Below are 13,484 nucleotides of genomic sequence, written 5' to 3'. Positions count from 1 at the left end.
GGTCGGCCTCATGCGCGGGCCCCGCACCGCCCGCCCGCAGCGCCGCGATCACGCTTTCCAGCACGCTCAGCCCCGCGCCTGTGGGCAGGGTCTGCGGCATGAACCCCAGCAATTCGGACCGGCGCGAGGCTGCCATATGCGCCAGATCCTCGCCCTCCAGCCCGATCCGGCCGCCATAATGCAGAAATTGCGCCACCGCCCGCAAAAGCGTGGATTTTCCCGCCGCATTCGGCCCGGCCAGAACCGTCACCTCGCCCGGGTGCAGCACCGGCAGGGTCAGCCCTTCCAGCACCTTCCGCGATCCATAGCCCACGGATACGCTGTCGATCACCAGCCCCGTCACCGCACGGCCCGCCCGCGCAGGATCAGCCAGAAAAACACCGGCAAGCCGATCATCGAGGTAACCAGCCCGATCGGCAGCAGCACGCCCGAGACCAGCACCTTGGACAGCGTCGAGGCCAGCGACATCAGCACCGCCCCCGTCAGCAGGCTGGCGGGCAGGAAATAGCGGTGATCCTCGCCGACCAGCAGCCGGGCGATATGCGGCCCGGCAAGCCCGACAAAACCGACCACGCCGACCATCGACACCGCCGCCGCCGCCAGCAGGCTGACCCGCAGCAACGTCCATCGCCGCAGCGCGGTCACGTTGACGCCAAAGCCGCGCGCCTGTTCCTCGCCCATGCGCAGCGCGGTCAGCCGCCAGGCCGCGCGCATCGAAAAGGGCACGGTCGCCACCAGCACCGCCAGCAGCAGCATCGCCCCGGCATTGGTGGCGGCCGTCAGGCTGCCCATCGTCCAGAACACCAGCTGTTGCAAGGCGTCGGCGGATGCCACGAATTGCAGCAGCGACAGGAACGCCCCCGCGGCAAAGTTCAGCGCGATGCCGAACAGGATCAGCACCTCGGGCCCGCCGCCGCGCATCCGCCCCAGCATCTGCAACAGCGCCAGCGCGCCCAGGGCAAACAGGAACGCATTGGCCGAGACCGCCCATGTCGAAGGCAGGCCGGGCAGGCTGAGCCCCAGGATGATGGCCACCGCCGCCCCCAGTGCCGCGGCCGCCGAAACGCCCAGGGTGAAGGGTTCGGCCAGCGGGTTTTCCAGCACGGTCTGCATCTCGGCCCCCGATAGCGCCAGCGCCGCACCGACCAGCAGCGCGACCAGCGCCATGGGCAGGCGCACATCGCGCACGATCACCTCGGTGCTGCGGGCGACCTCTCCGATCCCGGTCAGGGCGCGCAGGGTGTCGCCAAGCGGCAGCCCCGCCGGTCCGGTGGTCAGGTCAAGCAGCAGCGCCAGCGCCGCCAGAACAACCAGCAGGGCCAGCAAGAGCGCGCGGCGACGATTGCGGCGGCGATAGGTGGCAAGCTGGATATCGGATTGCGACAGGGATTGCGACACGGGCTGCGACATGGATCAGGGGGACACCCACCAGGTTCCCGGCACGGATACGGGTGAAAAACGCTCTTCGATTTCGGCCAGTGTCTGTTCGGGGTCAAGGTCGCCGAACAGATCGGGATGGAATGTCCGGGCCAGATATTCGATCAAGGCGATATGCAGCGGCGTATCGTTGAACATATGCCAGACGCCCGCCACCCGCCCCTGTTCGACCGCGCGCAGCGATGAAAACCCCGGCGCGGCGATCAGCCGGGCAAAGCCGGCCTCGGCCTCGGCCCGGTCGACGCCGCTGCCCAGAACCAGCCCGCCGCGTGCCGCCATATGGGTGCCGCCCGTCGCGATATAGAAATCGGGATCGGCCCCGATCAGGAATTCAAGGCTGACATTGCCCAACACCCCCGGCACCGCATCGGCGCCGATATTGCGGCCCCCGGCGGTGGCGATGAAATCGCTGAATACCCCGCCGCCCACGGTCGAGCAGCAATTCACCGGCGCGGCATGGACGTGAAAGAACACGCTTGGCCTTTCGATCCCCGGATCGGCCAGACGCTCGCGGATCCGGTTCAGGCGCGTTTCGTAGAATTCGGCGAATTCCCCGGCGCGGGTTTCGGCCCCGGTCAGTTGCCCCAGAATCTTCAGGCTGGGGATCGAGTTTTCCTGAGGATGCGAAAAGAAATCGACATAGACGACGGGAATGCCTGCGGCCTCGATCTGTTCGCGGGCGCGGTCATTCGCCGTGTCGCCGACATCCATCAGCGACAGGACGACCAGATCGGGGTTCAGGGAAATCACGCTTTCGATCGAGATATTGCGATTGCCCGCCCCGACCGGAACGATCCTGTCAATCGCCGGGAAAGCCTGCCGATAGGCGGCAAGGGTCGGGTCGTCCAGCGCCTTGTCCAGACGCCAGCCGACGACGCGCGACACCGGATCGTCATGCAGCAGGCCCAGAACCGCCATATGCCGCCCCTCGCCCAGAACGATCCGCTGCGCGGGCGCCTCCAGCCGGACCTCGCGGCCGATGATGTCGCTGACCGTGATCGCCGCCATGACCGGACCAGCGAACAGCAACAGGACAACCGTCAGAAGGGATCGCATGAATGTCATCGGCAGGCTCCGGGAAAGGCAGGGGCAGAGGGCCGCCCCCGCGAATGATGATTTCGTGCCTGTTCGGCGGCGACGGCCTATTCAGCAGCGACGGGGGTGATCCGCCAGATGCGGTCGCCCTCGGCATCGTCTTCGCCGCGCGATTTGTTCACCGCAAAGACATTGCCCTTGCCATCGGCATTCAGATGATTGGGCAGGCTGCCGCCGTCCAGATTCGCGACGATTTCGCCCGAAGTGTTGACCACGGTCACGGTGCCCGCGCCACGGTTCGAGACATAGGCCAGACGCCCCTGCGGCTCGAACGTGACGTTCAGCGCACCGGCGCCGGTTTCGATGTCATGCAGGATCTCTCCGCTTTCCTCGCTGACGATCAGCAGGTTGTCCGTCGCCTGCGAGGCCACGAAGATCAGCCCATCGACCGGATCATAGGCCACGCCGGACGCCGATTTCGCACCGGGGATCGGGATGATCCGCGCCTCGCCCGACGCCAGATCGACGACCGCAGCCTCGGGCGAGGACAGCGAAACCGTCACCAGCTTGCCGCTTTCCTCGTCCAGCGCAAGGCTCATGACCGAAAACTCGCCCCCGCGTTGGGCCGAGCGGATCACGATCGGCTCAAGCTGTTCCAGCGTGGCGGTGTCGAAGACCTCGATATTGCCGGTCCCGGTGGCGCTGGCATAGGCGCGGCCAAGGGTTTCATTCACGATCACGTCGCGGGCATGGGACACCGCGCCGGGATCATATTGCCGCACCAGCGACAGATCGTCCTGTTTATAGACCGCGACCGTGTTCTGCCGGGTGTTGGTCACCCAGACATTGCCATTGGCCTCATCGACATCGACACCGTAAACCGCGAAAACGCCCGGGCGGTCATCGCCATCGGCGGGCGCGGGCTGACGGCCGGGGGCTGCGGGCGCTTCCACGGGCGTGGCCTCGGCCTGAACCTCAAGGGTTTCCGGATCCAGCCTGAGCAATTCGCTGTCCCGCACCGGCGGACGTCCGACAGCCGATGTGACATAAAGCGCATCCGCCCCCGCGCTATAGGCGACCTGATACAGGCCACGGGTGACGGGTCCGCTTTGCGCGGTGAACAGATCATCCCCCGAAACCGGCAGATCGGGCGAGACCTTCAGTTCGGCCACCGTCGCCGCCGCCGGGTTTTCACCGATGACGACAATCGGCTGAAGCCCGGTCAGGGCCTCGCCGTCCACGGTCAGTTCGTGGCTGAAACCGCCTTCGGCATCGACGGTGATCGGACCATCGGGGTTCAGGACGGTCGTGCCGCGCATCAGGGTGATCGCCTGCCCCGGCACAAGGCCGGTGCCCGTGATCACCGCCGTATCGCCCGCATGAACCGGGGCGCCGCGTTCGGCCCCGCCAGCGCTGACCGAACCGATGAAACCGTCCGATGTCGCGGTAAACAGCGTATCGGCAAGGGCCGCCACCCCGGCAAGGCACAGCGCCAATGCGGATGTTCCCAGAATGTTGCGAAACCGGCGATGTATTCTTTCTGCCATGTCATGTCCCCATAAACCAGCGATTGTTGGCTCGGCCCATGGAACGACCTAGCTTCGACTCTCCGCAGGCGTATATTCTTGACCGGAATTGTCAACCGGCGTCCATCTGATCGCGGGCCATGCAGGAGAAATGATGTCGCAGCTTGGAAAAGTCGGGCCGGAACATGCTCGGGCCCCGGCCACCCTTCGGATATTCAACGACAATCCGGCGACGCATCGCCTGTCGCGCAAATCTGTCGCGGCCGGGCCGGGGCATCTGCTGTTCATCGCGGTGCCGCGCTCGGCCCCGCCGCCGGCGGCTGGCCGGTGCTTTACCTGCTGGACGGGAATGCGGCATTCGACTTTCTGACCCCCGAGCATCTGGCGCTGGTGCCGGGGCTGGTGCTGGTCGGCGTGGGCTATGACACCGACCGGCAATTCGCGCGCGAACAGCGGACACTGGATTTCACCGCACCCGACGGGCCGGGCGACGGCATCCGCCCCGATCCGGTCCATCCCGGCCGCATGGCCGGAGGCGCCGCGCGGTTTCTGGACCGGCTGACCGGCCCGCTGCGCCGCGCCGCCGAGGAAAGCCTGCCCATCGACCCGGCCCGTCGCGCGCTTTGGGGTCATTCCTTTGGCGGGCTGTTCACGATTTACGCCATGCTGAGCCAGCCCGGCAGTTTCGCGCGTTTCGCCGCGATCAGCCCCTCGATCTGGTGGGACGAGGGGCTGATCCGCCGCGTCGCGGCCCAAACCGCGCCGATGGACAGCCCGCCGCCCGTGCTGTTCGCGCTTGGCGATAATGAAAAGCGGTCAGGCAGCGACGGGCCGCCGCCCGATGGCCCCGCCCCGGCGACCATGGCCTTCATCGACGATCTGCGCCGCCACCCCGGGCTTGATCCGCAGGTCCATGTCCTGCCCGGCCTGATCCATATCCAGACGATTGCCGGATCGCTGCCGCTTGCCCTGCCCTTTGCCGCCGGTGGCGACTAGCGCATCCGGGCCAGCAGCATCGGGGCGATCAGCGCCGAAGCGGGTTCCGAGACCATCCCGGCATGCAGAAAGGGAACCTCCAGCGCCTCGACCCTTGCGGCATGGGGCGCCCACATCGCGGCGGTCAGATCCCGGTCGCGATGGTCCAGCCCGGCGCGGATATGGGTCAGCGCCCCGTCATAGCGGCAATGATAATGGTCGCGGACATAATGGTTGGTCGTCGTCACCGTCCGCACCACCCCGTCCAGCACCGTCCCGGGCAGCGCGCCAAGGGCCGAATCGCCCTGTTTCAGAAAGGCCCCGACTTTTGCACGGGTATCCAGATCGCGATGCGCCTCGGGGTCGTGCCCGGCAATGGCCAGCAGCGCACGCAGCGCCGCCACCGGATCGGGTTCCGGCTCGGACCGCCAGGCCTCGGCCGGATAGCTGTCGAGCAGGGCGACCAGCCCGATCTCGCGCCCGGCCCGGCGCAATTCCTCGGCCACGGCCTGCGCAAGGATGCCGCCCACCGACCAGCCGGCCAGATGCAGCCTGCCGGTCGGCACCTGCCAGGCCACCCGTGCCGCGTAATCCCAGGCCAGCGCCGCAAGGCTGTCGGGCATCGGCGCCATGGGATCCAGCCCCGGATGCTGCATCCCCCAGACCTGACGCGAGGGCGCAATCGCCCGCGCCAGCCCGCGATAACACCAGCTCAGCCCACCGGCGGGATGGATCAGGAACAGGGGCGCCGCCGCCCGGTCGCCATCGGCCAGCAACAGCATCGGCGCCGTGCCATCCGAATGCGGCGCGCCCGCGTCCAGCAGTTGCGCCAGCGCCGCGATCACCGGATGTTCAAAGACCGCCCCCAGCCCGGGATCCCCGCCGGTTTCCTCGGCAATGCGCAGGATCAGCCGCACGGCGGACAGGGAATCGCCGCCAAGGGCAAAGAAATCCGCTTCGACCGGTGGCGGGGCGCCAAGATGCAGCACCTCGGCATAAAGCCGGGCCAGCATCCTTTCGCTGTCGGTTTCCGCGGCCCGGCCCTGCGCCGCAAATTCGGGCGCGGGCAGGGCCTTGCGATCCAGCTTGCCGTTGGAGGTGACCGGCAAGGCATCCAGCACCACCTCGGCGGCGGGCAGCATATAGGCCGGCAGCGTCCCGGACAGCCGGGGCGCAAGCTGCCCCGGTGCATAACCGTCGGCAGGGACGAGATAGGCGACCAGCTTCTTGTCGCCCCCCTGCCCCTCATGGGCGATGACCACGGCCTCGCGGGCAAGCCCCGTGGCCATGATCGCGGCCTCGATCTCGCCCAGTTCGATGCGCAGGCCGCGAATCTTGACCTGATGGTCGGACCGGCCCAGATAGACCACCGCCCCGTCGGGCCGCAGCCGGGCCAGATCGCCCGCCGCATAAAGCCGTTCGCCCTTGCGACGGGGGTCGAGGATGAACCGTTCCGCCGTCAGGTCGGGACGGCCCAGATAGCCGCGCGCAAGCTGCACCCCGCCCAGATAAAGATGCCCGGGCAGGCCGGGGGGCACGGGCCGCATCCGGTCGTCCAGCACCTCAAGCCGGGTGTTCCAGACCGGAAAGCCGATCGGCACGGGGTTGGAATCATCCGCAGCGCCGGCAGGCCAATAGCTGACATCCACGGCGGCCTCGGTCGGGCCGTAAAGGTTATGCAGTTCCGCCGTGATCCGGTTGTGGAAGCGGTCCCGGTGATCGGCGGTCAGTTCCTCGCCCGAACAGAACACCCGGGCCAGCACCAGCCCATCGGACGCGGGCGCGGCCAGAAATGCCGACAGCATCGAGGGCACGAAATGCACCGTGGTGATCGCATGGCGGCGAATGGTTTCGGCCAGCGCGAAAGGGTCGCGATGCGCGCCGGGCTCTGCTACGACCAGCTCGGCCCCGGTCAGCATCGGCAGAAAGAATTCCCACACCGAGACATCAAAGGTCGCCGGGGTCTTTTGCAGGATACGATCCTGCGGGCCGATGCCGTAATGGTCGCGCATCCACAGCAGGCGGTTGACGATGGCGCGATGTTCGACGACGACCCCCTTGGGATCGCCGGTCGAACCCGAGGTATAGATCACATAGGCCATGTTCCCGGGCGCGGGTGGCGTTTCCGGCACCTCGCCCCGGTCGGGCCAGTCGGGAACCTGCAACAGCGGCGCATCCGCAGCAAACAGCCCGGCCAGATCGGACGAAGTCAGCACCGCGACCGGCCCCGCCATGGACAGGATACGCGCCAGCCGCTCGGGCGGGTGTTCGGGGTCCAGCGGCAGATAGGCCGCGCCTGCCCGCAGGATCGCCAGCAGTGCGACGGGCAGTTCCAGCGACCGCTCCAGCGCGACGGCAACAATGGTTTCCGGCCCCGCCCCCAGTTCCGACAGCCGCGCCGCCAATGCCGCGCTGCGCCGGTCAAGCTCGGCAAAGCTGATCGTCCGATCCCCGAAGGTCAGGGCCGGCGCCTCGGGGCGGGCGGCAAGCTGCGTCTCGATCAGCGCGGTCAGGGTGGTGTCGGGAACGGGATGACCGGTTGCCGACCACCGCGCGATCATCGCCCGTTCCCCGGGGCTGGCGGTCGGCACCTCGGCCAGCCGGTCACAGGCCAGCGCCGCGCCCAGAAAGGCGATCAGCCGCGCCGAATGTCCCGCCACGTCAGAGATATCGTAAAGGTCGGGATTGGCATCGACCTCGAATATCATCCCGGCTTTCGGATCGCCGCGAAAGGTAAAGGTCAGATCATCGACCGCCCCCGCGCCAAGAATATGCAGCCCGACCTGCAACCCCGCGAAAACCGGCGGATGGTCGAAGGGCTGGACATTGACCAGCGGCCCGTAAAGCCGCCGCGCGCCGCCGACAAGGCCGAGATCGCGGCGCAACTGTTCGCTGCGATACAGCCCATGGCTGCGGCAAGCGCGCATGTCGCGGGCCAGCACCGTCAGCCAGTCGGCCAGCGGCGCATCCTCATCCGTGCGGACCCGCTGCGGCAGGACATTCATCGCCATGCAGGGCAGCCGCGCGATGGGCCTGCCCATCCGTGCCATGAAGGGCATGCCGATCACCGCCTCGCCACCGCTCCAACGCGACAGATAGGCGCCGGTCAGCCCGGTCAGCACATCGGGCCAGCCCAGCCGGTTCAACGCCGCGTAATCCGCCAGCGCGTCCAGCAATTCCTGCGGCATCTGCCTGCTTTCGCGCAGGAAGGTATGCCCGCTGACCGCCTTGCCGGGCGCGGGGCCGGTGACCTCGGGCAGGTCCGCCATCGCATCGCGCCACCAACCCCCGTCCGCCACGCGCCGCGCCGATTCGCGCCATGCCGCATCGTCGTCAAAGGCCCGGGCCAGCGGCGGGAAAGGCCGGGGCGCCTCACCTTGCCCCAAAAGCGCCGAATAATGTTCGCCGATGCGGTTGGTGACCAGCACCATGCCATAGCCGTCGATCGCCAGATGATGAATGCGTTCGTAAAGCAGGTGATGTTCAGGCCCCAGCCGGTAAAGCGTGAAACGCGCAGCCGGTTCATGCGCAAGGTCGATGGCCCGGTCGCTGTCCGCCCGCATCAGGGCCCGTGCCTCGGCCGGGTCACGGCCGCTCAGATCGACCAGATCCAGCCCGACCGTGCCCGGTTCCAACCACTGCACCGGCCCGTCCGGCCCGGCGCGAAAACGCAGGCGCAGCGCCTCGGCCTCATCGGCGGTGCGGGCAACCGCCGCCTGCAATGCCGCCAGATCAAGCGGGCCGCGCAGGTCCAGATACTGCCCCGTATTCAGGATCGGATTGCCCGGATCAAGCGCCTGAAAGAACCACAGCCCTTCCTGCGCCTCGGTCAAGGGCCAGACCGTGGCGGATAACCCGTCCTGATATGTCATTTCAGCCGCCCGCCTGAATTTTCTCGACCTCGCGCCACCATTCGGCAAGCGTCGAATATTCCGCGAAAATGCCGAAATCGGCGCGAAGCCCGGCCTCTTCCCAGGCCATGGTCAGGTCCATCAGCCGCAGGGAATCCAGCCCCAGATCGGCAAGATTGTCATGGTCGCCGATTTCCGACGGGTCAAGGTTGATGATCCGGGCGATATCGGCGCGCATGCCGTCCAGCGTCAGTGCCATCAGGCGTTTCCTTCTTTCAAAAACCGGGCGCGCAATTCGGCGCGCAGGACATTGCGGCTGACCTTGCCGACAGCGGTGGTCGCGAAGCCCTCCACGAAAACGATCTGATCGGGCACCTTGAACACGGCCACGCCGCGCCCCCGCACAAAGCGTTTGAGATCCGCGGCCCCCGGCGCCTCGCCTTCGGCGGCGATGACAAAGGCGCAGCTTCTTTCGCCCAGATAGGGATCGGGGATCGAGACCACGGCCGCGTCATGGACCTGCGGATGGGCCAGCAGGTGATCCTCGATATCTTCGGCGGAAACCTTTTCACCCGCGCGGTTGATGTGATCCCCGGCGCGGCCCTGAACCGACAGATAGCCGCCGGGCAGGCGCTTGACGATATCGCCCGTCCGGTAAAACCCGTCATCGGTAAAGCTGCGCGCATTGGCGGCGGGTTCGTTGTGATAGGCGCGGATCGTATAGGGTCCGCGCGTCAGAAGATGTCCCGCTTCGCCGTCAGGCACGGGATTGCCGTCGTCATCCAGCACCAGCACCTCGTCATCGGGGCTGAGCGGCCGGCCCTGGGTGTTCACGATGGTCTCATCGGGGTCGTCAAGCCGGGTATAGTTCACCAGCCCCTCGGCCATGCCGAAGACCTGCTGCAAGGTGCAGCCCAGTGTCGGGCGCACCCGGGCAGCGGCTTCGGGAATGAACTTGGCCCCGCCGACCTGCAACACCCTCAGGCTGGACAGATCATGTTTCGTGCGGGGCGCGGCCTGCATCCACCGCAGCGCCATGGGCGGCACGACGCCGGTGATGGTGACCCGTTCCTTTTCGATCAGGGCAAAGGCGGTTTCGGGGCGCGGATTGGGGCACATCACCACCTGCCCCCCGGCAGACAGCACACCGAACACGCCCGGCGAGCTCATCGGGAAATTATGCGCAACCGGCAGCGCCGTCAGATAGACCGTGTCGGGCGTGATGCCGCTGACCTCCGCACTGGCGCGGAAACTGTAGATATAATCGTCATGGGTGCGCGGGATCAGCTTGGACAGCCCCGTTGACCCGCCCGAGATCTGCAAAAACGCGACGGAGGAGGGATCGACATCGGGCAGTTCCACCCCATCCGCCCGGCGCCAACCGTCGAAACCCACATCGGCGCCGGCATCGCCGATCACGATCAGATGCTCCAGTTCGGGAACCTCGGCCTGCACATCCTTGGCCAGCGGGCGGTAATCGAACCCTTCGTGCCGGTCCATGATGACCAGCGCCCTTGCCCCCGAACGGCGGACAAAATGCGTCAGTTCGGTCTGGCGATGCGCCGGCAGCGCATAGACCGGCACGAGGCCCGCCAGAAACAGCCCGAACACCGCCGGAAAGAAATCCGCGACATTGGGAATCTGGACCACCACCCGGTCGCCCGGCGCAAGCCCCAACGACAGATAACCCTGCGCCGCAGCCTGCGCCCGCGTCAGCAGTTCGGCATAGCTCCAGCGCCGTTCGCCATCGACCACCGCGATCCGTTCGCCATGTTCCGCCGCCAGTTGCCGCAGCAGATCGCCAAAGCTGATCCCGGCCCAATAGCCCCGCTCACGATAACGCGCCGCGAATTCCGGGGGCCAGATCTGCGTCGGAGCGGTCTGAACCGATGTCGTCATTTCAGGGATCATGCCTTTCTCGTCGGGGGTGATGGTAATCACCGACAACTGGCAATAGGACTGTCAAGTAAAACAGTCAACTTTCATCGGACCTGCCCCTGCACGCGGCTTTGTAGCGCAAATGTCTGGCGGGACTCATCTTGTGAATCCAGCGCGGTTTTCTGACGATCCGGCTAAGGTCCGTGGACATTCACTTTGCGGCGATGATGGTTGCCACGAGGTGCCAGTTGGCGGTGTAACTGCAGGCGATCTTTTCGCAGCGCGTGGCGATGGCCCGGAACTCCTTGATCTTCGCAAAGAAGTTCTCGATCAGATGTCGCCACTTATAGGCATGCCGGTCGTAATCACGCTTGATCTTGCGGTTCGCTTTCGGCGGAATGACCGCGCCTGCGCCGCGCATGTCCAGCTCGGCAAGCAGCCAGTCGGCATCGAAGGCCACCTCCTCGAGCAACGGTGCGACGCCCTTCAGATCGTGAGCCTGCCCCGGCAGAAGAATAAGGTCGAACAGGTTCCCGAGGGCATCGACCAGCGCCACGATCCTGGTGGTCAGTCCGCCGCGCGAGCCCCCCCTTGCGCCGCTCGCCTTCTGGTGAGCACTGGACGATCCTTTCGGCGCGGCGCTCGAACCGGTGGCGCGCTCGCGCCTCAAACGTCGATCAGCGCGTATTCGAAATCCGGCTCGCCGCGGATCTCTCTGAAAAGGCGATCAAAAACGCCACCCTTGGCCCATCTTCGGAAGCGCCGGAACACGCTGTTCCACTTGCCGAACTCCGGTGGCAGATCCCGCCAGGGCAGACCGGTGCGCACGCGCCAGAGAACAGCTTCCAGGAACAGGCGATTGGCCTTGCCCGTCACGCCGCTATCGCCCTTCTTGCCCGGAAGGTGGGGTTCAAGGCGCGACCAAAAAACCCCATCCGTCACCACAAACCGCTGCTCGTCCATTCAGAACTCCCTTTGGCAATCCTGAAACAGAAATCAGGCAGGATGGGAAACCTGAATGTCCACGGGCCTTACGGTCAGGACCCATAAATTCACTTGAGCGCAGGCTAACGTCATGATTCTACCTTCCCGACATGGAGAGGGATGATGGACGAGCTTTTCTGGTTGACCGATGCGCAGATGGAACGTCTGCGACCGTTCTTTCCGAAATCACGAGGCAGGCCGCGCGTTGACGACCGGCGCGTGCTGAGCGGTATAATCTTCATTCAACGCAATGGGTTGATGTGGAAGCACACGCCTGCCACCTATGGTCCCGCGAAGACGCTCTACAACCGCTGGAAGCGCTGGAGCCAGATGGGGGTGTTTGCCACCATCATGACCGAACTGGCCGGGCAGGCGCAGGAAACCGACACGGTGATGATCGACGCGACACATCTGAAAACGCACCGGACGGCATCGAGCCTGGGCTCCAAAAGGGGGACGCGGACGGCTGATCGGGCGCACGAAAGGCGGACTGAACTCGAAGCTGCATGTCCTGGCCGATGCCAAGGGTCGCCCGATCCGGATGTTTCTGTCGGCGGGGCAGACCTCGGATTACATCAGGGCGCGGGCGCTGCTCTCGCAGATCCCGCAGGCGGCCTCGCTGCTGGCGGACCGGGGCTACGACGCCGACTGGTTTCGCAATGCGCTGATCGACATGGGGATTTCACCCTGTATCCCATCCCGAAAAGCCCGGAAGGTTTCGATCCCACACGACGCCGACCTCTACCGTCAACGCCACAGGATCGAGAACATGTTCGCCAGACTGAAGGACTGGCGTCGGATTGCAACCCGCTACGATCGCTGCCCGATCCTGTTTCTCTCAGCCTGCGCCTTGGCAGCCACCGTCATCTATTGGTTGTGAGGCCTGACTGTAGGGCAGATCGCACAAGAGCTGACCCAGCTGAAGAATGCTGTGCTGGCATTCGCGGATCGGTTCCGTGGCCGATCCAACGTCGATCAGCGCTGGCTCGCCATCGGTGTCACCGATGTCGAGAAGGGCATGATGGGCATCGGTCATGCCGTCACGAAGGCTCCGCTGGAGGAGCTGAAGAAACTCAACGACCGGCTGGAGGACTGACAGCATGCAGGACGATCAGACCCATGGCTCGCGGGCGACGAACTGCGCCAGTTCATCGAGCGGTATGAACAGCTTGAGATCGAGAAGAAGGACATCGCCGAGGCCCAGAAAGAGGTCATGGCCGAGGCCAAGGGGCGCGGCTACGACACCGCTGTCATGAAAAAGGTGATCGCGCTGCGAAAGCGCGATCGCGACGACATCGCCGAAGAAGAGGCGGTCCTCGACATGTATCTCTCGGCTCTGGAGATGGCGTGATCATGGCCGGGCCCCGCCGTTTCTGGATGGTCAAGGGGCGCGGCCCCGCCAGCCACATGCGCGAAAGCCGCGCCTCGGCCGAAGCAGAGGCAGAGCGTCTGGCCAAGCTGAACCCGGGCGAGCCGTTCTTCGTCCTCGTCACCGTCACTGCCCTTGTTCGCCGCGATGTCGAGCGGTTCACCTTCGACAAGGCAGACGAAGGTGCTGAATATCCGGAGATCCCGTTCTGATGCCCACCGACCTCGTCATCTATGGCCGCGTGAACTGCCAGCAATGCCATACCACCCGGCGCAAGGCCGAGGCTCTCGGCCTCGCCCATCGCTATGTCGATCTGGACCAGGACCCTGAAGCCGCCCATCGCCTTCAGGTGGAGGGTCATCGCACCCTTCCGGTGGTCGAGGCCGGTGACCTCGTATGGGCATGATCCTGGCCGGACAAGCTGCAGGG

At 65.9% G+C, this 13,484-nt stretch carries 12 protein-coding genes and 2 pseudogenes; 6 read left to right on the top strand and 8 right to left on the bottom strand.

Annotation, left to right across the window (positions count from 1 at the left end; all coding sequences use genetic code 11):
• Window positions 1-25 precede the first annotated feature (25 nt).
• From PE067_RS17340 to PE067_RS17325, 4 genes and pseudogenes are all read right to left on the bottom strand, one after another.
• Window positions 26-250 (bottom strand): annotated as a pseudogene (locus PE067_RS17340) (ABC transporter ATP-binding protein); the annotation flags it as partial.
• A gap of 89 nt (window positions 251-339) precedes the next feature.
• Window positions 340-1,410 carry an iron ABC transporter permease gene (locus tag PE067_RS17335; RefSeq protein ID WP_276190941.1) on the bottom strand — a complete coding sequence of 357 codons (1,071 nt, stop codon included), beginning with the start codon at window positions 1,408-1,410 and terminating at the stop codon, window positions 340-342.
• Window positions 1,411-1,413: 3 nt separating this feature from the next.
• Window positions 1,414-2,493: an ABC transporter substrate-binding protein gene (locus tag PE067_RS17330; protein WP_276190940.1), complete on the bottom strand. Its 1,080-nt coding sequence runs from the start codon at window positions 2,491-2,493 to the stop codon at window positions 1,414-1,416.
• 86 nt (window positions 2,494-2,579) lie between these two features.
• The gene (locus PE067_RS17325; protein ID WP_276190939.1) at window positions 2,580-4,019 is read right to left on the bottom strand and encodes an ATP-binding protein; all 1,440 of its coding nucleotides are present in this window, start codon (window positions 4,017-4,019) and stop codon (window positions 2,580-2,582) included.
• 306 nt (window positions 4,020-4,325) lie between these two features.
• Here PE067_RS17325 and PE067_RS17320 point away from each other — a divergent pair, with 306 nt between their 5' ends.
• Complete coding sequence (locus tag PE067_RS17320) at window positions 4,326-4,994, top strand: alpha/beta hydrolase-fold protein (RefSeq protein ID WP_276190938.1); 669 nt, start codon at window positions 4,326-4,328, stop codon at window positions 4,992-4,994.
• On the opposite strand, the gene PE067_RS17315 is transcribed toward PE067_RS17320, so the two are convergent.
• From PE067_RS17315 to PE067_RS17300, 4 genes and pseudogenes are all read right to left on the bottom strand, one after another.
• The gene (locus PE067_RS17315) at window positions 4,991-8,845 is read right to left on the bottom strand and encodes an amino acid adenylation domain-containing protein (protein ID WP_276190937.1); all 3,855 of its coding nucleotides are present in this window, start codon (window positions 8,843-8,845) and stop codon (window positions 4,991-4,993) included. The two genes, PE067_RS17320 and PE067_RS17315, sit on opposite strands and share 4 nt — an antisense overlap.
• A 1-nt stretch (window position 8,846) precedes the next feature.
• Complete coding sequence (locus tag PE067_RS17310; RefSeq protein WP_276190936.1) at window positions 8,847-9,083, bottom strand: phosphopantetheine-binding protein; 237 nt, start codon at window positions 9,081-9,083, stop codon at window positions 8,847-8,849.
• Window positions 9,083-10,723 carry an AMP-binding protein gene (locus PE067_RS17305; RefSeq protein ID WP_276190935.1) on the bottom strand — a complete coding sequence of 547 codons (1,641 nt, stop codon included), beginning with the start codon at window positions 10,721-10,723 and terminating at the stop codon, window positions 9,083-9,085. Before PE067_RS17305 ends, PE067_RS17310 begins: the two co-directional genes overlap by 1 nt.
• Before the next feature lie 190 nt (window positions 10,724-10,913).
• A pseudogene (locus PE067_RS17300) lies at window positions 10,914-11,665 on the bottom strand (IS5 family transposase).
• 144 nt (window positions 11,666-11,809) lie between these two features.
• On the opposite strand from PE067_RS17300, the gene PE067_RS17295 reads away from it, so the two are divergent.
• The 5 genes from PE067_RS17295 to PE067_RS17275 all read left to right on the top strand — a co-directional run bounded on the left by PE067_RS17295 (window position 11,810) and on the right by PE067_RS17275 (window position 13,461).
• Window positions 11,810-12,566 (top strand): IS5 family transposase gene (locus PE067_RS17295; RefSeq protein ID WP_276190934.1). Its coding sequence is split into 2 segments (ribosomal slippage): window positions 11,810-12,135 and window positions 12,134-12,566, totalling 759 coding nucleotides; the frame shifts between segments, so codons are not numbered across the junction.
• Between the two features lie 51 nt (window positions 12,567-12,617).
• Entirely contained in the window at window positions 12,618-12,782 is a 165-nt protein-coding gene (locus PE067_RS17290; RefSeq protein WP_276190933.1) for a hypothetical protein, read from the top strand.
• A 42-nt stretch (window positions 12,783-12,824) separates the two neighbouring features.
• Window positions 12,825-13,037, top strand: coding sequence for a DUF2312 domain-containing protein (locus PE067_RS17285; protein ID WP_276191061.1), 213 nt, complete (start codon window positions 12,825-12,827; stop codon window positions 13,035-13,037).
• A gap of 2 nt (window positions 13,038-13,039) precedes the next feature.
• The gene (locus PE067_RS17280; RefSeq protein ID WP_276190932.1) at window positions 13,040-13,267 is read left to right on the top strand and encodes a hypothetical protein; all 228 of its coding nucleotides are present in this window, start codon (window positions 13,040-13,042) and stop codon (window positions 13,265-13,267) included.
• Window positions 13,267-13,461 (top strand): glutaredoxin domain-containing protein, encoded by a 195-nt coding sequence (locus PE067_RS17275; protein ID WP_276190931.1) that lies wholly within the window; start codon window positions 13,267-13,269, stop codon window positions 13,459-13,461. The genes PE067_RS17280 and PE067_RS17275 overlap by 1 nt, the downstream gene beginning before the upstream one ends.
• Window positions 13,462-13,484: the final 23 nt, after the last annotated feature.

It is taken from the genome of Paracoccus sp. DMF-8 (assembly GCF_029309835.1).
In the GTDB taxonomy this organism is placed as follows: Bacteria; Pseudomonadota; Alphaproteobacteria; order Rhodobacterales; family Rhodobacteraceae; genus Paracoccus.
The sequence above is the reverse complement of the archived record's forward strand: the minus strand, read 5'-3'. Positions and strand labels throughout refer to the sequence as shown.